Raw genomic sequence first — 21,097 nt, forward strand, 5'->3', positions numbered from 1 at the left:
CACAAGAATTTCAGAAAAAATAATACTGGGTCGATAATGGTTACACAGGCTAATGATGCGAATTTGTGTTTAATCGACACCCACCCCCTCCAAATAAAAACGCCTCAGAGATAGTCTCTGAAGCGTAATTAGTTACAAAACATATTTATATCATCTAAAGCTGAATGAGCATGCCCTCTAACAAACTTACTTTCATCATTCAAAGCATCATTAATAAGTGGAATAATTAGTTCCTTATTAACCGCTCTGTGTATTCTAGCAATATGACCAAAACATAAAATTGCTATTCCTCTTATATTTTCGTTTTTGTGCTGACTATATCGGACCATAAGGTCTTGTACAAACTCTCCATCATCTGCATTTAATGCTAGGGAAAGCAAGCCCTTTACGATTGTATCAGGGTCTTCGGAATTAATTAGGTTTATTGTTTCTTGATTTCTCTCTATGTTATTACTGTATCGTTCTGTACTTTCGTGGACAATATTTGCTAATACATTTTCAAGAGAAACAATCTCATTCCATATTTGTTTAACAGAATCATTGCTAATAGTTTTCAACTTATCAAATTCAATAATCAGGGCCTTCTTAGTTAATATTTCTTTTTCTGACTGTCGTAGAATGTTCCTTTTATCTCTGTACATTGTGTAATTCTTTTTAAAATTATTCCTTGCCTCCATTAAAGAGTAATCTGCATTAGGACCGCCCCAAACTTCATCTGCATGAGGGTCATCTTGACCGTCATCCTCCCAATCACATAAACAACAAATCTCCCAACCCCGTCTTTCTTCTAGTGTGGGATATCCACAGCAGGGACAATTAAATCGGTTCATGTAGCATTGACCTTTCTTTTATCAATCTTGCCATCACAGACAGTGTTAATATCAGAGAATTAACTTATAGTTAACTCTCTCGTTACAATCTTTCTTAAATCATTTATAAAATGTCTATCTCTCACTACAGAGGAAGTAGATATTAACTCCCACCATAGGGAGTTTTCATAACAGAACGATTCATTTGATTCCTCTTGGCGATTTCCGACTCTCCAGTTTTCCCCTATTGTCAGCTTATCTTTAAACCTAACAACCGAGGTATAAATTGCATCACCATCTATTACATATTGTCCCAAAGTGTTTTTTACCTCCACATTACATGGATAAGCAGCGACAGCATGAATATCATTTACTACATCTTCATACAAATGTTTCAACTCATAGAGTGCTGATAGGTCAATCACTATTGTTGCTACGTATGATTCCCGTCTTCTTGGCAAATCAATAAAATCATACGCATATCCTAACAAGGTTTTGATTTCTTCTTCTTCGTTGGAATAAGGGCTTGCTAACCCCGCTTCTGACAATTCATATCTATTACAAATCCATACTGCAACTTTTCTAATAAGCAGAGTACACGTATCTATCCGATTAAACGCTCTTAAAAGTAAAGAGGAAGAAACTATTGAAACTGCATATTTATCGGAAATTGGAGAAAGAAAACCGGAATTGTTGTTTATTAAGGTTTCTAGTATGTCTGCTGTTTCCTCTGCTAGTGATACCTCTTGTCGTTTAATTTGAAGTAAACCAAGAAGACCTAAAACCTCCATTAGTTGTGAACATATTACCGGATAAGCTATGAAGGATAAAACTCCCCTAGTATGTTGATAGAAAACTGACTCCTTCTCTCTATAGGATTGTCTGATTGGCTCGATAAATCTAATTGCATTAACCATAAAATGGTCCTCTGCCAGTCTTAAACAATCTTTTGACCACTTTGGTATAGACCCGATATCATGCAACGCATGTACCATTGCTCGTACTGGCAAAAGACTGACGTATGTTGCCAGAGCTAACCTATTTGTATTTATTAACTCATGAGTGAATAGTGTACACTCTAAAATTACTCCGAGAAAGGAACGTTTATCCTTAGATAAACATTTATCTATCCATCTTCGAGAATATTGCTCTAATTCCTTAAAATTCGACTCGTCTTTCTTTAGTTTGGACAGCATTTGTAATAAATCCGGTGTTTCTTCAATCAGCCCTAAAGGACTAATTCCACCATTAACCATCATCTCTATTAAAGTGTCGATATCCCATACTTTAAACCCTATTTTTCCTTCAGATTTACATCTATCATTGTATTGTTGCGCAGATACGGTAGCCCCACCAACGAGTCTACCCGTTGTAATAAGAATGATTTCTCTTTCTAACTCTTCATCAAATGAAGGATGAGAGAGAGGGTTAATTCGTGCCTCTTCGATTTGCCATCTAATTTGACCCCAATCAGCAAGTCCGATGTTTCCACCTTTTGATTGAAATACATATTGAACTGTCTTTTCACCTTCTATTTTTTTCGCTATAAAATCCTTTCCGAACTCGAAAGCACCATGAGTGAAATGAATGTCATGGAAACCGTTCTTCAACAAGATGCAAAGAAGGGGGATGTCAAATTGCCTTTCGTTCAATGTTTCAATATAACTTACGAGTACGTTTCTTAGCAAAGAAATCATCCCTCTTCCGTGAAATTAGCTCTTCCATTTGTTTTTGTTGCTCTTCGCTCGGTGGGTTATCTTCAAGAACCTTCCGCATGTTGGGATGTATGAACAGCGTAGGCATGTTCGGACTACCATCATCATTAAAAGTAATCTCTATTTTCTCCAACAATTCTAAGAACAAGTCGAATGAGAAGGGTTGCCCTCTACCATCTACCACCTGACCGCTAGCATCACATACTTCCCCAATAAATTGAAAAATTTGAGGGACGAGCGATTCGATTCCGGAGTCGGATGCTTCATCAATACTTGTCATCAAAGCCTCAACATCAGTCCTCAAAATCACATCAAATGGTATATTAAACTTCATTTCAATTTTTGCAGGTTCTTTGTCTAACATAACTTCATCAGTACTTGTCCGCATACGAGCAGGCCCTTCATGACTAACTGTCCCTATTCCGGACAATAGTTCATTCTTTAACGACATGAATGACCTAGTGGTATCTTGGAAGTAATTTATAAAAGCATCTTCATATTCAGGAAGTGCGGTAATAATCTTTGCTTCGTGTTTTAAATTTGGTTTTTCCATAACTGCACCACCCAATATAAATTAATACCATTATACATTTTCTTCCTACAAGAAAAATAGCCCCTCATTAGAGGAGCTAAAACACCGATGCATCTATTCAATCGATTCTTACCAGTAGTGAACAACACTCCACATGCACCGTATGCGGGAACATATCCACCGGCGTCACTTCCACCGTCTTGTACCCACCATCCTCGAGTACTCTCAGATCCCGTGCCAGTGTAGATGGATTACACGACACATACACAACCCGCTCCGGCTTCATACGGATGATCGTATCCAGCAGCGCTGGATCACAACCCTTGCGCGGTGGATCGACAACGATAACGTCAGCCGCAATCCCTTCCTCGCGCCAGCGCGGAATAACGACTTCAGATGGCCCTGCCTCGAAGTCTGCGTTCTCAATCCCGTTCAGCTCCGCATTCCGCTTCGCATCTTCGATAGCTTCTGGCACAATCTCAACACCATATACGCGACCAGCCTGACGAGCGAGGAACAACGAGATCGTCCCGATACCGCAGTAAGCGTCGATCACCGTCTCTTTGCCCGTCAGCCCTGCGTAATCAATCGCTTTCCGATAGAGTGCAACTGTCTGTGCCGGATTGACCTGGTAGAACGAGCGAGCAGAGATCGCGAAACGAATGCCGTCGAGTTCATCATAAATAACGTCGCTGCCCCAAAGTGTGCGGGTCTCATCGCCGAAGATCACGTTCGTGTCGCGCGTATTAACGTTCTGCACGATGCTGTTCACTTCTGGTAGCGCGGTACGAATGCCCGCGACCCATTGGTCCTTGTTCGGGATATGCGTTCCGTTCGTGACGAGGACGACCATCAACTCGCCTGTGACGAAACCTGTCCGAACGACAACATGGCGAAGCAGGCCGCGGCCGCTCTCTTCTTCGTAGGCCGTGATGCCAAGCTCCGTACCGATGCGCTTAATATGACGCACGACTTCGTCGTTGCGCTCATGCTGGATCAGGCACGCATCCATATCAATGATGCGATGGCTGCCCTGTGCATAGAAGCCTCCGATTAGTCCGCCTGCGGCGCCATCCTCAATATCGGCAATGGCCATGCCGATCGGCACCTGCGCTTTGTTCCGGTAGCGCCAAGGCTCGTCCATACCTACAGTCGGGTGAACGACAACGGAGTGAACCTGACTAGTCACTTGAACCTGACCACCAACCTGAGCCTCAGCACTCGCACTTAGCGCACTTCCACTCGCTTCACTTCCACCAATCTCATCCCCAACAGCCTGCGCATCAAACTCCTTCACACGCGGCTTCGCAGCTTCGCCTTCCACATGCAGCTTGCCGATCCGCACGAGATTGTCCACGACATGCTGCCGCTTCCAGCGCAGCTGTGCTTCGTAGCTCATATGCTGCAGCTGGCAGCCGCCGCATTGCTTGTAGATCTCGCAAGGTGCGCCGACGCGGTCGGGGCTTGTCTCGATGAGCTCGAGCAGCTTGGCGTAGCCGTACTGCTTCTTCACTTTCATCACGAGCACGCGAGCTTTCTCACCTGGCAGTGCGCCATGCACGAACAGCGTGAACCCGTTCGCACGGCCAACGCCTTCGCCATCATGCGTCAGGCCAATAATGTCGACGACGTACTCTTCATTCTTCGATACTGGAGCATCGACAACCGCCGCCGCTGACATCCGTTCTCCATTACGCCCGCCATTGCGTCCACCGTTACGACCATCACGGCGACCTTCGCTTCTCTCGAATCCCCTACCAGTCTCCGCACTCTGGCTCCGTCCGCCGAAGCCCTTTCCCGCTTCCGTGCTCCGGCCTCGTCCGCCTGCTCCGCCAGCCGAGCCTCCAAACCTCTTATTCCCTGCCGCCGCAGACGGCCTGCCCTTCTTCGTCATCCGTTTCAACACTCCGCTCTACTAGCATCATCTCACCCGAGTAGGGTGCATATATACAAAAACCGCCATCCTCCGCACAACCGCATCAGCGGTCACCGCGCGGCAGGATAGCGATATTACACTAACACGCCATATTCCATTGTACCTCAACATGCGCCGATTAGGCATTCCCAATTGTTCTCGGATGCTTAGCATCGCAATTACTCTCGGTTTGCCCCTCACCCTATACATTCTTACCGATAAGTCGAAGTCCCCGACTCATCGACAAAAATATTCAAGTGGCTCGGCAGCAGCGAGAACGTGCACGGCAGCGTGCCGCCGTATTCACCATCGAGGTTAAGCTGCACATAATCCGCCGTCGTCACTTGCAGATGATCCGTCCGCAGGTGCACCACATGCGGATCGTTCAGATGCTCCCCGCGCAGCGCCATCGTGGCGATGCGGATAAATTCTGGCAGGTTGCATTTGCGCAAAATAACAACGTCGAACAGCCCGTCATCGAAGCTCGCCTCCGGCGCCAGCTTCTCGAAGCCTGCGACGGAGTTGCTGTTGCAGATGAGGAACAGCATGATCTCCTCGTGAATCTCTTCGTGACCGCGCGCTTGAATGCGCAGCTCGGTCGGGCGAAGCCGGGTCATTTTCTCCAGACCCTTCATATAATAGGCGAGCTGGCCGATCATCGTCTTCAGCTTGCTCGGCACCTCATAGGTCAGCTCCGTCAGGGAACCGCCGCCCGCAATATTAATGAAGTAACGGTTATTCGCCACGCCGACGTCGATCGGGCGCGAATAGCCTTCAATAATGAGATCGCACGCATACTCCCAGTTTCGTGGGATACCCAGTGCTCGCGCGAAGTCATTAGTCGTCCCCAGTGGCAAAATGCCCAGCGGAGGCCGGTTCGGCTTATCCGCCAGCCCGTTGATCACTTCATACAGCGTGCCGTCACCGCCCGCTGCAATGATGAGATCGTAGCCGCGTTCAGCAGCATCCGCTGCCGCGAGCGTTGCATCGCCTGCACCTGACGTCGCATGCGTGCTCGTCTCGATACCGCCGCGCTCCAGACGCTGCAGCAGATCTGGCAGACGCCGCTTGATTTCTTCCCGCCCGGAGGTCGGGTTATAGATTAATCTTGCCCTTTTAATATTACCGTAAGACATGCCTTACACCTCCAACCCGCGCAGCCAACCAAGTGACTGCCGGACCATCCAACGTGCCACTGCAGAGTCAGGCAGCAGCGCTTTGCCGTTATACCGATAGTTGTGCCCCGTCAGCCTTGACGGAATAACTGTCTTCGTAAAATATCCACTGCTGAGGAACAGAGGCGCCACCAGCACCGTCTCCTGCGGCTGCTCTTCGAGCATTGCAGCGAGCACATCTGCCGCCTCATTCGGCAGCAGCATCGCAGTCCGCGCGCGAGCAAGCCCGCCTAGTGCACGCACCTGTTCTGCCAGCATACGCATGCCGTGCTCATACCGTTCATAGAACGCCGGTAGATCATTGCCGTGCGCAATCAGCAGCAGCGATTCCTTGGACGGGTTGTCCGACAGCTCCTGCAGATTGCTCCACAGCCGCTGTGCGATCTCTTCATCCGCGTCGATCGGCGCGCCCATCGTTACCCGAATGCCGTCCGGCACATGGAAGGGTTCCATGTCGCCTTCATAGTCAGGTATAGCACGCGGGAACCCGAACGACTGCGAGATATCTTCCACGTGCGTGCTGCCCGAGGAAATAAATAAAGGAAGCACGAAAAGGTCGGTAACGCCAGCGGCGGCCAACCGATCCACACCATCTTGAATGAGTCTGCCTTCTACAAGCTCGAGATACGAAGCTTCGAACAACACTTCGCTCGAGACCTCCGACTTCAAGTTGCTGCCCTCTGCAGCAAGCTGATGAGCAACCGCGTCGGCCGCCTCTTGCGCCGATTCGTCGACGAGCCTTACCCATTCAGCGAGCCGCGAGCCGTGACTGATAATAAGAATGCCTGGCTTCATACGTTAGCGCCCCAGACGCTCCAGCGTCATTTTGTACCCGTCGTTGCCGTAATTCAAGCAGCGCTTCACCCGCGAGATCGTCGCCGTGCTCGCACCCGTCTCCGCTTCGATCTGGCTATAGGTCTGGCCTTTGCCCAGCATACGTGCCACTTCGAGCCGCTGCGACAACGATTGAATCTCGTTCACCGTGCACAAATCATCAAAGAATATATAGCATTCCTCTACTGTCTTCAGCGTAAGAACCGCCTCGAACAGCTGGTCAATCGCTTTATCGTTCAGCTTCTTCAGCTGCATGTGCGTCACCCCTATAAGGTATGAGAACTAATCTACTCAATTGTAAAGCGTACGTTACACATAATCAAGCGCTAACGCATTCACGCTTTAACGGACGGAAGGACCTAGCTTCGTGGTGAGAAAACCTTTATCGAGGCCTTTCGAAGATGAGCGACCGCGTTTAGAGGTAGGTTTTATCGCCAATAAGAATCTGTTCTTTCGAGGGACTCGAAAACTTATTGATTCTTATGTGGTCAAAAGCAGTCTTTTCGAACGACCTCTACAAATAAATGTTCAAAAAGTTCGGTTTTCAGCACCAAGAAGGTTGGATCAAGCGGGGAATGAGGATCGGAGCGTAGTGTAGTGCTACGTGAGAACCGGAAGTCACAGCTTCATCCAAGATTCGATGCCGAATATGCTTCTTGTGATGCTTCGTGATGAGAAGCGGACTTTTTGAACGACCTATCGAAAAATAGTGCCAAAAAAGGGCATTCGTCCAGTCCATATGTTCGCCTATGCCATACACTGTACTAAGCATTAGTCTATCGACAAAGGTTGTGATCGACGTGAACGTGCGCAATGGCCTGCCTCCAGGCTATCCGCCGCAGCCCTCCTACGACCCCTACGCTAGGCAAAATTCGCCCTTCCCCGGCATCAACGATCCTGGACCTGGACCGTTCGGATTCGGGGGCGGCTTTCAAAGCGGGGGCGTGCCCGGTGGTCCGGCACCCTCTCATAAGACATCTGGCGCAGCAGCAGAGAACCTGTTAGAGGGCGCCGCCAAATCTTCGCTTCCCGTCGTCTCCAATGCGGCCGAACTCGCCGAGATTGTAGATCCAGGCGGGGGCAAGCCGGCGAAGAAGGACAAAGAGAAGGGCGGCCTCTTGGGCGGATTCTCGCTCGACAAGATCGGTGAGCTCAAAGGGGTAGTCGACCGTCTGGGCGGGATTGACGGCATCCTCAACTCCGTGGGCAAGATGCAGAAGGTCGTTGCCAACTTACAACAGATGGCTCCGCTAATCAAGGTGCTTGCGGGATCGTTCAAGAAGGAATCCAAGTCTTCGCAAAAGTCTTACGACGATGATGATGACGTCATCGTCAGGCCGAAACGCCGCAAGCGGCGCAAACCAGGCGGCAAAGGCCGCAAGCCTGCTGCTCCTGGCGCCGCCATGAAAGGCAGCGGACCACGTCCGCGGCCAAACGCGAAGAAGACCCGTTGATATCGGGTCTTCTTTGGCGTTTCCGCGCACGCACAAACAAGAGGCTCAGCATCTGCCGAGCCTCTTGGTATATGAACTCTCCACTATCCCAACACATATTGTCGTACTTCGATCTTACACGATCACTTCGTACTTACTCGCTTACTTCGCAGCCAGCGTAACATCGCTTGTCGTTACTGCCCATTCGCCAGCCGGCTTCACCGTGTAAGTGACGCCGTCCTTCAGCTCGCCGCCGTTCTGGACGTCGAAGATGCCTGTCGCGCCTTTGCGCGTCTGCACCCGGTACTGTGCAGCCAACTTCGAGCCGTCGGAGCCCTCAAGCGTTACCGAGCGGAACGCGAACATCTCGTCCCCCGGATCCTGCGACAGCGTAACGGTCAGCGTCTTCGCATCCGTCAGCTGTGCCGATGCGATTGTCAGTGGAGCAATCGTCTGTGCTACGAACGAAGGCTGCTTCACCGTGAACCAGTCTGCGGAGACAATATACTTAACGCCCGGCTGCAGCGTCGTTCCCGCTGGCAGGCGGAACTTCGGCTCCTGCTTGCCGTCCGTCGATTGCGTGTAGCCAACATAGCCAACTGTAATCGGCGCGCCGCCTTCCGGCGTCAGCACAGCCGTCCGATTGCGCAGCGACGAGATGATCTGCAGCGGCTGGCCGTTATGCTTGTTGCCTTCCTCCAGCACGATCGCGTCAGCGCCGCGTCCGCCTGCATAAGCAGAGATGACATAACCATAGTCAACGACGCCGTCCGACAGCAGCGCTTCAACCTCGAAGGTGTCATTCGCCACTTGGCGTGTATCATTGAAGCGGATCAGCTCGCCGCTGCCCGTGAAGGATACTGTCTGACTTCCTTTGTAAGTCAGCGTGTAGGACTTGCCCTCTTCCAGCTTCGTGACCGGTACGATGTATTGGTTTACGGAGCCCGTCTTCAGCCGCGGCTGGTTCACGATCGTTACGCCGCCGTCGAACTTGAACGTCTCAGCCGATTTCTCGATCGTCTCGTCGTCCAGCGTCATCGGCTGGTTCATCGTCACTTCAAGCGCGATGCCGTCCAGCGCGCGAACCGATACGATACGGGCATCCGCCGCACGTACGGATTGTTCCGCCTTCACGAGCAGGCGCGCCGTTTCGCCGCGCGTTGCGTTGGCCTTACCGTCCGCTACGCTCGACAGCCAGCTCGTCAGCGACAACGTGTCCCGCTGCAGCGCCTTCGCTGCCATTACTGCCAGCTCGTTTTCAGTAACAGGCTGGTTCGGGTTGAACTTGCCGTCCTTCACATCGATCAAGCCATTGGCGATTGCCGTATTCACATACGATGCGTACCATTTGCCGCTATGCTCGGAGCCTAACGAAGCAGTCGCTCCATCGACCGGCTTCAGCCCAAGTGCCAGCACGAGCAGCTTCGCCGCTTCGGCGCGCGTAACCGGCTGGTTCGGGCGAACGGTGCCATTCTCATACCCTTGCATAACGCCTTGCGCCGCCAATTGCTGTATCGCTTCACGAACCGCCGCATCCATGGCTTCCGCCGAAGCTTGCGTTGTCGTAACCGCTGATGTCGCTGCCGAAGCGTAGCCCGGCACGATTGCCGCCGCCGATATCGCTGCCGCGAGCGTCCATACCGCTAGTTTGCGTGGTTGTTTCATCCCTTGTGCTTTCATCGTCATTGTCGTTTCCTCCCATGCGAGATTATGATGAGCGCTGAGCGCCTGCATGCCGCTTGCTTGCATTCATCATACCGCCGAGGGTTGAACGATTCTGAAACACCCGATTAACTTTTTATAAACAAGCCGATAACTTTTTGCGAACGCGTTCGAGGCGATCCAAGCTCACCTATCTATCGCGAACTCCCCCTTCAGACCCTATCTGCGCAAGAATGCCTCTATCCGCGACCGATACTCCGATCGGTGCTAATAGAGGCATTCCAACCACAACTATCTTTCGCGAACTAACGGTCACCGGCCCTAATCAGCGCAAAAACGCCTCTACCCACCGCAGGCCGCAAGCGCTCCTGCTGCAGATAGAGACGTCGAATTACAACCCTACACCGTAAACCGATAACCCGCTCCCCATACCGTCTCGATAAACTGCGGATTGGACGGCACTGCCTCGATCTTCTCCCGTACTCGGCGGATATGGACCGCGACGGTTGCGATATCCCCAGCGGAGTCGAACCCCCACAACCGCTCGAACAGCTCTTCCTTGCTGAACACTCGGTTCGGGTTCGCCGCCATGAAGGCGAGTACGTCGAATTCGCGTGCCGGCAGAATCACTTCTTCGCCCCGGACATAGACGCGTCTCGACGCCTTGTCGATGACCAGCTCGCGCACCTTGATCTGATCCTGCTCTGACCCAGCAGCTGCGGCGCGGCTCGCGAATCGCTCGTACCGAGCGAGATGCGCCTTCGCTCTGGCGATCAGCTCGCTAGGGCTGAATGGCTTCGTGATATAGTCGTCGGCGCCAAGGCCGAAGCCGCGTATCTTATCAATCTCCTCATCGCGAGCAGACACGATCAGAATCGGCACATCAAGCTTGTCCCGAATGGCGCGGCACACATCCAGCCCATTAGTGCCCGGCAGATTCAAGTCGAGCAGTATCAAGTCATAGCTGCCGGACAACGCCATCGCCAGCCCTTCCGCTCCGTCATGCACCAGATCAGCCGCGAATCCATGCAGTTCAAAATAGTCCCGTTCCAATTCCGCGATCGGCTTCTCATCCTCGATTATCAAAACCCGTTTCATTCGCCGCCACCTGCTCTCCTGTCTGCACGATTTTCTGCCAGCGGCAGTCGAACCCGTATCGTCGTTCCGTCACCTACTCGGCTCTCAGCCTCGATTGTTCCTCCGTGGCCCTCAACGATCTGCTTCGCGATCGCCAGCCCAAGCCCGCTGCCGCCTGTCTGCGTATTCCGCGCATCATCGCCCCGATAAAATCGTTCAAAAACATGTGGCAACACGTCGCCGCGAATACCCGCCCCGTTGTCTTCAATTTCGAAAACGGCCGCATTTGCCGGCAGCACCTCAGCCCCTGCCTGAGCTTTAGCCTGAGCTTTAGCCCCCGCACCAGCAGCAGCAGCAGCGCCCTTACTAGCCTGATCATCGCGGGAACCGCCGACTTCAACTTGCCCACCGGCTCCAAGCGCACCTGCCCCAGCCTCGATCCCGACCCGCAGCGTGATCCGCTTATCGTCCTTGTCCATAAACTTTACGCTGTTCTGGACCAAGTTATCGACGACCCGCTTCAGCTTGGCGCGATCCGCCATGATTATCACCTTACGATCCAACGCTCCCGCCGAACCTTCGGAATCCGCCACGCGAACATACTCCACTTTAATGCCCTGCTCCCCAAGCTCGAAGCCGGTTTCTTCCGCCGCATCCTGCGCGAACGCAGCGAGGTCAATTCTTTCAAACGAATAAGGCTCCCGCTTGAGATCCAGCTTCGAGTACAGCAGCAGCTCGTCGACGAGCCGCCCCATGTCCGTCACCTTGTCATGAATCGTGCCGACATACTTGTCCAGCTTCTCAGGCGTGTTCGCCAACCCATCTTGAATGCCTTCCACATAGCCTTTGATCGTCGCGATCGGCGTCTTCAGATCATGCGAAATGTTCGAGATCAGCTGCTTCCGATTGTCCTCATACTGCAGTTGGAGCTGAATCGATTCATTCAATCGGCGCCGCATCTCTTCGAACGTCATGCTGAGCTGTCCGATCTCGTCGCGCGACTGCGGCTTCAATTCGAACTGCAGGTCGCCTTGCTTGATCTGCTCGGCTGAGCGCCGGAGCACATCGAGCGGCCGAACGATCGAACGCGTCACATAGCGGTACAGCAGCAACCCCGTCAGCAGGATGACCGCCAGCAGCACGACAATGAGAATCGGCAGCATCGTCCGCACGATTTCGGTCCAAGGGCTGCGCTCCCGCATAACATACAAGCTGCCGTGCTTTCCGTCAGGGAACGCGAAGTCGAATTTGGCATAGGAGAAAAACCGATTGCCGACGTTCAGCGTGCTCCGAATCGCATTGTTCGCGGCATCATAGACCGGAAGGGCTTCGCCCATCTTCGGCTCTGCGAGCGAAGGCGACGCATAGGTGATCGTATCGTCCTGCCGGACGAAGAGGCCGGCTTGGACCATTTTCAACTTAAGGTCATAGGACGCCAGCAGCGCCTGGTCATTCAACTGGGCAGGGTCCTGCTTGGCGAGATATTTGAGATCAAGGAAGATCGACTCCTCCTCGTCCGTCAACGGATGTATCGAATAATGGATGTTATAAAAGCTGCTCATGCTGCGCATATCGCCCGTAATCGCCACCGAGCTTAGGAACGCCGTCAGGACGAACAGCACGATCGCAACGGCCACCACAGCCGAGAACGACAACAGGAGCCGAATTCGGATGGACATACCGTCCTCCCCCTTTCTGAGGGTTAGTATACCGCAACCCCGCAAGCGTGCACAAAGAAAATTGCAGCCGCCCCTATGTTCACCTTATCCACCAGAAGAGCGCTTCCGTTATCTCCACACATAGCAAAAACCCTCCCGAAGCGCATCGCTGCACACCTCGGAAGGGCTTTCCTCAATCAATCCTCTTGTTCAAAATTACAGCAGTCCAGCCGCTCGCAGCATCCGTGCGAACACCGTCGCGACTTCAGCGCGCGTCGCATGGCTGCCAGCATTGAAGTTATGCTTCGTATCGCCTTGCATGAAGCCCTCGCCTACGATGTAGGCTACCGCTTCTTCCGCCCAAGCTGCGATGCTGTCGCTGTCCGTCAGACCAGCGAGCGCATCGCCGCTGCCCTCGCCGGCAGCAGGCAGACCGAGCAGCACAGCTGCGCGTGCAAGCATGACCGCCATCTGCTGACGCGTGATTGGCGCATTCGGCGCGAATTGATCCGCCGTTAGGCCGTTCACCAGCTTCAGCGCGAACGCATTAGCCACATCGTCTGCGTACCATGCACCCGATGGCACATCTGCGAACGACGGCGCTTCACCGCCAGAAGCAGCGGCCAAAGCATCCTTGCCTGCTTGCTGCAATGAGATTGCTCGAATGAGCAGTGCAGTGAATTCCGCACGCGTAATCTCGCCTTTCGGATCGAAGCTTCCGTTCGATCGGCCTTTGATCATGCCCTGCTTGCTCAGCGCTTCAATATCCTTCTGAGCCCAGTGGCCTTGCACATCCGGGAACGTCACTTCCGTACCGGAATTACCATTCCCCGTCTCCGAGCCATTGCCATTCTCGCTGCCGGCACCCGTTCCATTACCATCCGTTCCGCCCGTACCTGAACCGGATCCATTACCCGTACCCGTTCCATTCCCATTACCGTTACCGTTGCCGTTTCCATTGCCACTGTCGACAGCCTCACGCGTAATGGTCATCGTAATCGTCTTGGTTGCTTGGCTCTTGCGACCTTGGTCCGTATACCAAGTCTGCGCCAGCGTCTCTGCCGTCGGCTCGATATGCAGAACGAATGTGTTCACGCCTACTGCTAGCGGAAGCGACTCCAGCTCTACGTTGCCGCGCGCATCCATTGCGCCGCTTGCGATCGGCTGACCGTTGATCGTGAAAGCAACGCCATAAGGCACAACCGCCTTCAGCTTCGCGCTTGATTCCGTCGTCGTGTACGCGATATCCTCGCCGAACGATTGGCGTGGCATCGTGATGATCATCGGCATATCGACCCAGCGCAGCACGTAGTCGTCGACCATCATCTGATTGCCGCCTTGATTCTGAATCGTCAGACGCATATTCGTATCGGTCGAGCTGTAGGCCCAGTTGCCGAAGTCCGTCGTGTCGTTCGCGCTGCGGATATGGCTGGTGAATGCCTCCGTCTCCCATGTGCCGCGCGTATATTTGTACTCGACGCTTTTACCCGCCATCATCTTGAACTTATACTCGACCACGTCGCGGTTCGTCGCTCCGCTTGGCACCGTCAGCTTCGTGCCGCTCGAGTTCCAGCCGTTCAGCTCTCCCGACGCGACGAAGATATCATCCGTTGCCGGCGTATACGATGGCAGATGCAAGCGCAGCGTTACATCGACCATAACCAGCTTCGGCGTAACCGCTTGCGTTACCGACAATGCACGATTATATGCTGCATCGAAGGATGTGACGTAGTACACATAGTTCTTATCATTGCTTACGGCAAAATCCGTATAAGACACCGCATCCGCACCCAAGCTCGCCACACGTTTGAATGCAGCGTCTCCCGGCGATTGACGGAATACCTCGTGTCCAACCGGCGCCTCGAACGGTGCTTCATTTTCACCCGCAACAGGCTGCGTCCAGTTGAGCTGTACGCGGTTCGATTCTACCGTAATCGGCAGCAGCACCGGCGCCTTAGGCGCTGTCGTGTCGCTCGTATTCGCCAGCGCGTTCAGCGACTGTTCGCTCGACTGCGAGAACGACTCGCCGTTATTCGCCGACACTTTGGCGTAATAAGTGAATGCTCCTGCCTCTGTTGGTTCAAAAGCAGCCCAATACACTTTCTCGCCGCTTGCCGTATCCGACAAGTACCGCAGCTTCGTCTCAGCCGCCGTCGACGCTCCGCTCGCCGCGTTATAATAGACCAGCTTCGCGATCAAGCCTGGCGCTTCTTTACCAGCCAGCGCCGGATCATTCGTCAAACCATTCGCTGCAATCGTTACTTTAATCTGATCGGTTTTGCTTCCTACACCGATCGTTACGTCCGGCGCCGTCTGCGTAATCGTGACGCTATCGATGACGTAAGCCGGCAGTGCCGATACCATCGCGCTCATCACGCTCTCGGACGTACCATGAACAGCTGTTACCGCATAATAGTACTTCGTACCGTTCTTAACCGACGTATCTGTGTACGTTGCAAGTCCGCCTCCAGAGCCTGCCCCGCCCGCTGCCGGCACATTGCCGATCAGCGTCACATTGCCGCCTTCGATTGCTGCACGGTATACATTGTAGCTCTCCGCGCCTTCCGTATCATTCCACGTCAGCGTTACAGTTCCATTGCCGCCCGCAGCAGTCAGCCCTTGCACTTCCCCTGTCGAGGACAGCGCCTGATCAGATACCATCATGTAGCCCGTCAGCGCTGGAATCGTCAGCTCGATTACGCCGCCTGACACTTCAGCCGTCGCCCCGGAGCCCAGTGCATCCGTGAACGTCAGTCCTTGCGGCAGGTAACCTGCGACATTGGCTTGGATCGTCTGCGCCGTCTCGCCGCGGTTGACGATAACGAGGCCTGCTTCTGTTGCATTCTTGCGTGCATAGGCAATGACGTCGCCTTGCGCATAAGCCGTCTTCAGATCGCCTGTGCTGAATACATCATGATCATGCCGCACATTCGCAGCCGTCTGATACATATCGAACAAGGAAGCATATCGGCCTTGGCCGCTGTATGCACCGTTTGTATCCTGCACGCGTTCCCAAGGGAACGCTCTTCTCGAATCCGGGTCCTTCGTGCCTGTGAGACCAACCTCGTCGCCGTAATAAATCGTTGGCGCGCCTGGGTAGCCCAGCTGGAACAGCGCCGTCAGCGCTTGACGCTTCAGCGCGAGATCGCTCGCGTCGCCTGCAACGACGAGATGCTGCTCCTCCCAATCCGGATGGTCCAGCTTCGTAATGCTGCGCGTCGTATCGTGGGAATCGACGAGGTTGAGCATCGACTGCCATGCCTGCTCCGGATAGTCCTCGCGAATCGACTCCAGCGCTTCGTTCATCGCCGCTGCATCGCCGTTGATCATGAACCCTTGCAGCGCTCCGCGGAACCGATAGTTCATAACGGAGTCGAACTGATCGCCCAGCAGGAACTTCGTTGCAACGCCCCACTCTTCGCCGAGAATGATCGGATCGTCGATGACGTCGCCATTCGCATTCGTTCGGCCTTCTACCGACTTCACCGCTTCGCGGAACTTCGCCCATGTGCCGCTCGATACGTCCGGCGCTACGTCGAGGCGCCAGCCGCTTGCGCCAAGATACTCCCAACGCTGCGATACCGTGTTCAGCATCGCTGCCGCTGCTTCTTCCTCGCTCTTGCCGCTCAGATCATGCCCGATGACCTCGTCGCGGTAATTCACATTGTTCCATTCGTGCTGACCTTCCAGCGCTTGCGTATCTCCTTGCTGCGGCTCGACCGCATCCATGACCGGCAGTGAATCGTAGCCCCACCATGCATCATATTTGTAACGATAATGGCCATCTGCATCTGCTACTTTCTCATTGAGCACCGTGAACCACGTCGTATACGTAAAATCTTCCGGATACGCATAATGCTTACCCGTCAGCGGGTTGATCTGAGCCGTGAACGAATCGATCACTTGCTGCTCCGCATCCTGCTGCGTCTCGCCGCTGTTGACCAGATTCCACACTTTCGCCCAATACTCGTAAGCGCCGATCTCCGGATATTTCTCATAGCGGTCAAAATAAATCGAGTCATCGCCCACATGGTTGAACACGCCGTCCATGATCAGGTGAATGCCGCGAGCAGTCGCCTGCTTCGCGAACTCGCTGAACACGCGGTCCGACGCGATTCTCGTCGCCTCGTAATCCAACCCCGACTTCGGATCGCCAGCTGTGTTATAGACAGGCTCGCCGAACATGGGGTCTAGATGCTTGTAATCCGTTGCATCGTATTTATGGTTCGAAGCCGCCCATGCGACCGGGTTGAGATAAATCGCCGTAATGCCGATCGCCTGCAAGTAGTCCAGCTTCTGCCCGATGCCTGCAATGTCGCCGCCATAGAATTCGTTCGACCATACGCCATCGGACTTCGCATCCGGATAATATGGCTTATTCTCCGGCGTAGTTCGGTCTGGATTCTCCGGCGCATCCGACCAATCGCCCCACACCTGACCCGGCGTCGGATCGTTCGGCACGCCGCCGTCGAAGTATTGGCTCTTCGTCGTCGTAATGGTCGCATCGCTGCCGTCCGCATCATCGCGAACGCCGCGAACGCCATCGACTGCTTTCGCACGGTTGTTCGTCTGGTCGCCGTCGAAGAATCGGTCAACGAACAGCTGATACACAACCGCTTCCTTGATCCAATCCGGTGTCGCGTAGCCTGCTTTATACACGGTCAAATCATAAGGCAGCGCGCCTTCATCCGCCGCTGCGCCTACGCCGCCGCGAACGCCGTTATCCCCGTACTCCACCTTCGAGCTGCCGTCGATCAGAATGAACTTGTAGCCCCAAATGCCATAAGGAGCCAGCTGCTGCTTCGGAACAACCGCTTCCCAATAATCTTTGCCACCTGTCGTTGTCGTCTTCGCCATATCGAACGTGCGGGCGAAGCCTGTGCCGTCCGTCAGCTCGACGCGTGCGAGCTCAACGTCTCCTGCCTCCGCTGCAATGCGGAGCGTCAGATCTTGCATGCCTTCTTCGATTGCGCCGAACGGTTTCTTGTATGTAACCGATCGGCTGTCGAACACGATCGCATCCTTGTTGATCTGTCCGTCGAAGTCTTGATCCTTCGGCTTGTAATTATGCGATAGCTTCCCAGCCGCCACATCAAGCGTAAAGGTAACGTCCGATGGATCCAACACGTTCACGACCAGATTGGAACCGCCTTTGCCATTGGATCCATAGTCGACCGCCCAGCTGTTCCCCATCGTTACCTTCGCTTCGTAATTGCCTGCCGGCAGCGTGCGCTGCAGCTTGAATACGGACCCGTCGAAGTTGTAGTCGACGAACATCTGCTGCGCGGATTCCGGGCTCCACTCATTCTCTCCGAAAACCTTCTGGATGCTGCCCACAAGGCGAGGCCAGTTGGCCAGCTGCACCGTTGGCACATACTGCGGCAGATTCGTTACGCCTGGCAGGCTGATGCGCGCCTGACCGAGCTCCTCATTGATATAGAAACGAACCTCCGTCTTCTCTGTACCAGGCACCGTCAGGCTGAAGTTTCCGCCTGCGTTGCTGAACCCGTCCCATGTCTCGTTCTTCGTCAGCTTGAACTCGTAATTGCCCGGATCAAGCGTGAGCGCAAACATATAGAATCCGCCAACCAGATGCTTGAATTGGTTAGCAGCGTCTTTCTCGTTCCATCCATTGAAGCTGCCTGTCGCGTACCAGCGCGTTGCGCCGCCCGGCTGGCCGGCCCCGTAATTCGGATCAAGCGGCTGTATGGTTCCGCCGCCTGCACCGCTTCCGCCATCATCCGCATACGCTCTTCCGCTAGACAGTGCAGCGCCTGCGAAGCACTGCACGAGCACCACAAGACAAATGACGAATAAATAGGCCTTCTTCGTTCGATGTCGCATCAACTGTGTACCTCCCTGAAATCGTATTCACTTCGGATCGTGCCGATCGTTTACGCCTTTTCTTCCGCTGTCCCTCACACCGTTCAAACAAACCCTAATGCTGTACTTTATTCCGCACCCTTGCCAACGGATTGCACTGCGCTTAGCTGGAACACATCTTTCCGGCTCCAGACTCTTGGAACATCCCGCGACTCAGCTCTCCGGCCTTCTGGCTTTCGGACAATTAAGCCTTCCAACCTTCCGCGGCGCCAGACCTTCAGACTTTGGACCTTCAGGTCTTCCTGCTCCGGCTTTCTGGCTGGCTTCGAACCTTCTGGCTTCGAACCTTCCAGCTTCTCCAGCCCTCCGCCCTTCCAGCTTTCCGACCTTTCAGCCTTCCAGCCTTTCAGCCTTTCCTGCAGCCTGGATTTTCCCGTCTTCGCGCTTATTCCGTTGTGCAACTTTTGTGCAAACGTTTGCACAAAACGCACGAATAAACGACTGACGCTCAAACCCTAATTCGGACAGGAATGAGCAGACAATCGACAATGAGTGACAGCATTCTTAGATACAGCAATGGATTTGGAACGATAAGCCAACTAATGATTACGAGGAAGAGCATCGATCATGCTGTTGAGGAAACGAAAGAAAAGATGGTAACGTTTGCACAATTAACGTGAATCGATCATATCACCGTCTTGTAAGCGTTGTCAACAGACGATTTTGAATAACCTGACAGCTTCGCTCCAATCGACGTATCATTCTTGACGCCTTTACCGAAAATAGGTAAGATGCAATGTGCAACGTTATTCATGCTATTCATGCATTATTCACAGGGAGCATCAACCAATGACTTGGAACTCCGATCTTACCTTACTCTTATTGCCTATCAATATATTGCTCGCGATCGTTGTGGTCTTCATGGAACGGCGCAACGTTGCGGCCACTTGGTCTTGGCTCATGGTGCTGCTGTTCGTACCGGTGCTCGGCTTCGTGCTCTACATGATCCTGGGCCAAAATTTGCGCCGACGCAAGCTGTACCGCTTCAGCAAGCGCGACCAGACCGCGCTGCTCTCGCTCGTCGCTGAGCAGGAGCAGCTGCTGTCCGAAGGCTGGCTCGGGGATGAAGACGGGACGACCGCTGCGCACCGCAAGCTGATCGAGATGAACGTATCCAGCGCTCGAGCTCTGCTCACGCTTCATAATGAGATCGACTTCTTCACGGACGGTCTCTCGAAGTTCGAGCGGCTGCTGACCGACATCGCCGAAGCGAAGCACAGCATCTATATGCAGTATTATATTTTCAACAATGATGAGTGGGGCCGCAAAATCCGCGATGCGCTGATCGCGAAGGCGCAAGAAGGCATTCAGGTGCGGCTGCTGTACGATGATATCGGATCCCGCAAGCTGAACGCGAAGTTCTTCAAGCCATTCGATGCGGCAGGCGGCGAACGTGCTGCTTTCTTCCCATCCCGCATTCCCTACTTGAACTATCGGATCAACTACCGCAACCATCGCAAAATCGTCGTCATCGACGGTCTTATCGCCTACACGGGCGGCTTCAATGTCGGCAACGAATATGTCGGCCTCGACCGTCGATTCGGCAATTGGCGCGATACGCATATCCGGTTGATCGGCGAAGGCGTCCCATCGCTTCAGCGGCTGTTCCTGATGGACTGGAACCTTGCGACGAATCAGAAGATTCAAGGCTTGCCCGGACCGCTCCGGCTGCCTAACACGAAGAACAGACTGCCGATGCAGTTCGTCGCCGGCGGTCCGAGCAGCCAGTCGTTCCATATCGAGAACGCGCTGCTCAATATGATCCATTCCGCCAAGCATTCGATTCTGCTGCAGACGCCGTATTTTATCCCGGACGAAAGCTTGCTGAGCGCGCTCCGCGTCGCCGCCTTGTCCGGCGTTCAGATTCACATTATGCTGCCGAAGCTCGCGGACCACATGTTCGTTCATTGGGCTTCGCGCTACTATGTCGGCGAGCTGCTCAGCAATGGCATCAAATGCTACCTCTATACGAACGGCTTCCTTCATGCCAAAATGATGGTCGTCGACGGCCAGATTGCCAGCGTCGGCACAGCGAACTTCGACATTAGGAGCTTGAAGCTCAACTTCGAGGTGAATGCGATCATCTACGATCAGCCGACCGCGCAGCGCCTTGAAGAGATTTACTGGCGCGATGTCGAGGACAGCGAGCCGTTCACGCTGGAGGATTACAACAACCGTTCGGCTTGGAGCAAGTTCAACGAGTCGATCTCGAAGCTTGTCTCTCCGATTCTATAAGCTGCCAGCCTCTTAACCTTTCGCTCTAGCGCGAAGCCGATAAGAGAGGAAGCTGCCTTACGGTTGTAGCAGTGCTTATCCAGGCCCTTATACCCCTTTTCCTAACGATAAGGATTGTATGAGGGCCTATTTACTCCTCTGAGCCTATTCACGCGCCTTCCCTCGCGCT

At 53.4% G+C, this 21,097-nt stretch carries 14 protein-coding genes and 1 pseudogene; 2 read left to right on the top strand and 13 right to left on the bottom strand.

All coding sequences use genetic code 11. The features are described from left to right. Positions 1–128 precede the first annotated feature (128 nt). The 7 genes from SBI19_RS24700 to SBI19_RS24730 all read right to left on the bottom strand — a co-directional run bounded on the left by SBI19_RS24700 (position 129) and on the right by SBI19_RS24730 (position 7,235). Positions 129–830: a CPCC family cysteine-rich protein gene (locus tag SBI19_RS24700; protein ID WP_317972193.1), complete on the bottom strand. Its 702-nt coding sequence runs from the start codon at positions 828–830 to the stop codon at positions 129–131. A gap of 59 nt (positions 831–889) precedes the next feature. Beyond that, entirely contained in the window at positions 890–2,497 is a 1,608-nt protein-coding gene (locus SBI19_RS24705) for a hypothetical protein (RefSeq protein WP_317972194.1), read from the bottom strand. Then, positions 2,466–3,077, bottom strand: a complete 612-nt coding sequence (locus SBI19_RS24710; protein ID WP_317972195.1) for a hypothetical protein — start codon at positions 3,075–3,077, stop codon at positions 2,466–2,468. Before SBI19_RS24710 ends, SBI19_RS24705 begins: the two co-directional genes overlap by 32 nt. A gap of 97 nt (positions 3,078–3,174) precedes the next feature. Next, positions 3,175–4,737 (bottom strand): 23S rRNA (uracil(1939)-C(5))-methyltransferase RlmD, encoded by a 1,563-nt coding sequence (rlmD, locus tag SBI19_RS24715; protein WP_317972212.1) that lies wholly within the window; start codon positions 4,735–4,737, stop codon positions 3,175–3,177. 446 nt (positions 4,738–5,183) lie between these two features. Next, positions 5,184–6,107, bottom strand: coding sequence for a diacylglycerol kinase (locus SBI19_RS24720; RefSeq protein WP_317972196.1), 924 nt, complete (start codon positions 6,105–6,107; stop codon positions 5,184–5,186). Positions 6,108–6,110: 3 nt separating this feature from the next. After that, the gene (locus SBI19_RS24725; RefSeq protein WP_317972197.1) at positions 6,111–6,941 is read right to left on the bottom strand and encodes a sirohydrochlorin chelatase; all 831 of its coding nucleotides are present in this window, start codon (positions 6,939–6,941) and stop codon (positions 6,111–6,113) included. Positions 6,942–6,944: 3 nt separating this feature from the next. Beyond that, on the bottom strand, positions 6,945–7,235 hold the full coding sequence (locus SBI19_RS24730; RefSeq protein ID WP_110046527.1) for a YerC/YecD family TrpR-related protein: 291 nt from the start codon (positions 7,233–7,235) through the stop codon (positions 6,945–6,947). A 545-nt stretch (positions 7,236–7,780) separates the two neighbouring features. On the opposite strand from SBI19_RS24730, the gene SBI19_RS24735 reads away from it, so the two are divergent. After that, a complete protein-coding gene (locus tag SBI19_RS24735) occupies positions 7,781–8,434 on the top strand; it encodes a hypothetical protein (protein WP_317972198.1) in 654 nt (217 codons plus the stop codon). Between the two features lie 141 nt (positions 8,435–8,575). On the opposite strand, the gene SBI19_RS24740 is transcribed toward SBI19_RS24735, so the two are convergent. The 6 genes and pseudogenes from SBI19_RS24740 to SBI19_RS24760 form a co-directional block, all read right to left on the bottom strand. Then, positions 8,576–10,099, bottom strand: a complete 1,524-nt coding sequence (locus SBI19_RS24740; RefSeq protein WP_317972199.1) for an S-layer homology domain-containing protein — start codon at positions 10,097–10,099, stop codon at positions 8,576–8,578. 375 nt (positions 10,100–10,474) lie between these two features. Continuing rightward, positions 10,475–11,173: a response regulator transcription factor gene (locus SBI19_RS24745; protein WP_317972200.1), complete on the bottom strand. Its 699-nt coding sequence runs from the start codon at positions 11,171–11,173 to the stop codon at positions 10,475–10,477. Beyond that, entirely contained in the window at positions 11,170–11,694 is a 525-nt protein-coding gene (locus SBI19_RS29695) for a sensor histidine kinase (RefSeq protein ID WP_483312333.1), read from the bottom strand. Before SBI19_RS29695 ends, SBI19_RS24745 begins: the two co-directional genes overlap by 4 nt. Before the next feature lie 180 nt (positions 11,695–11,874). Continuing rightward, a pseudogene (locus SBI19_RS29700) lies at positions 11,875–12,831 on the bottom strand (histidine kinase dimerization/phospho-acceptor domain-containing protein); the annotation flags it as partial. A gap of 195 nt (positions 12,832–13,026) precedes the next feature. Further along, positions 13,027–18,654: an alpha-amylase family glycosyl hydrolase gene (locus SBI19_RS24755; RefSeq protein ID WP_317972202.1), complete on the bottom strand. Its 5,628-nt coding sequence runs from the start codon at positions 18,652–18,654 to the stop codon at positions 13,027–13,029. Between the two features lie 107 nt (positions 18,655–18,761). Further along, on the bottom strand, positions 18,762–19,094 hold the full coding sequence (locus SBI19_RS24760; protein WP_317972203.1) for a hypothetical protein: 333 nt from the start codon (positions 19,092–19,094) through the stop codon (positions 18,762–18,764). 388 nt (positions 19,095–19,482) lie between these two features. Between SBI19_RS24760 and cls the strand changes: the two genes are divergently transcribed. Further along, complete coding sequence (gene cls, locus SBI19_RS24765; RefSeq protein WP_317972204.1) at positions 19,483–20,928, top strand: cardiolipin synthase; 1,446 nt, start codon at positions 19,483–19,485, stop codon at positions 20,926–20,928. The last annotated feature ends 169 nt before the right edge of the window (positions 20,929–21,097 follow it).

Origin of the sequence: Paenibacillus sp. CCS19 (assembly GCF_033239625.1) — a bacterium.
GTDB lineage: Bacteria > Bacillota > Bacilli > Paenibacillales > Paenibacillaceae > Paenibacillus_T.

Bases quoted from the DNA above. Each gene is read 5' to 3' on its own strand.
- cls (WP_317972204.1), top strand. From the start codon at position 19,483: ATGACTTGGAACTCCGATCTTACCTTACTCTTATTGCCTATCAATATA.
- SBI19_RS24700 (WP_317972193.1), bottom strand. From the start codon at position 830: ATGAACCGATTTAATTGTCCCTGCTGTGGATATCCCACACTAGAAGAA.
- rlmD (WP_317972212.1), bottom strand. From the start codon at position 4,737: ATGTCAGCGGCGGCGGTTGTCGATGCTCCAGTATCGAAGAATGAAGAG.
- SBI19_RS24725 (WP_317972197.1), bottom strand. From the start codon at position 6,941: ATGAAGCCAGGCATTCTTATTATCAGTCACGGCTCGCGGCTCGCTGAA.
- SBI19_RS24755 (WP_317972202.1), bottom strand. From the start codon at position 18,654: ATGCGACATCGAACGAAGAAGGCCTATTTATTCGTCATTTGTCTTGTG.
- SBI19_RS24730 (WP_110046527.1), bottom strand. From the start codon at position 7,235: ATGCAGCTGAAGAAGCTGAACGATAAAGCGATTGACCAGCTGTTCGAG.
- SBI19_RS24745 (WP_317972200.1), bottom strand. From the start codon at position 11,173: ATGAAACGGGTTTTGATAATCGAGGATGAGAAGCCGATCGCGGAATTG.
- SBI19_RS24740 (WP_317972199.1), bottom strand. From the start codon at position 10,099: ATGACGATGAAAGCACAAGGGATGAAACAACCACGCAAACTAGCGGTA.
- SBI19_RS24720 (WP_317972196.1), bottom strand. From the start codon at position 6,107: ATGTCTTACGGTAATATTAAAAGGGCAAGATTAATCTATAACCCGACC.
- SBI19_RS29695 (WP_483312333.1), bottom strand. From the start codon at position 11,694: ATGGCGGATCGCGCCAAGCTGAAGCGGGTCGTCGATAACTTGGTCCAG.
- SBI19_RS24710 (WP_317972195.1), bottom strand. From the start codon at position 3,077: ATGGAAAAACCAAATTTAAAACACGAAGCAAAGATTATTACCGCACTT.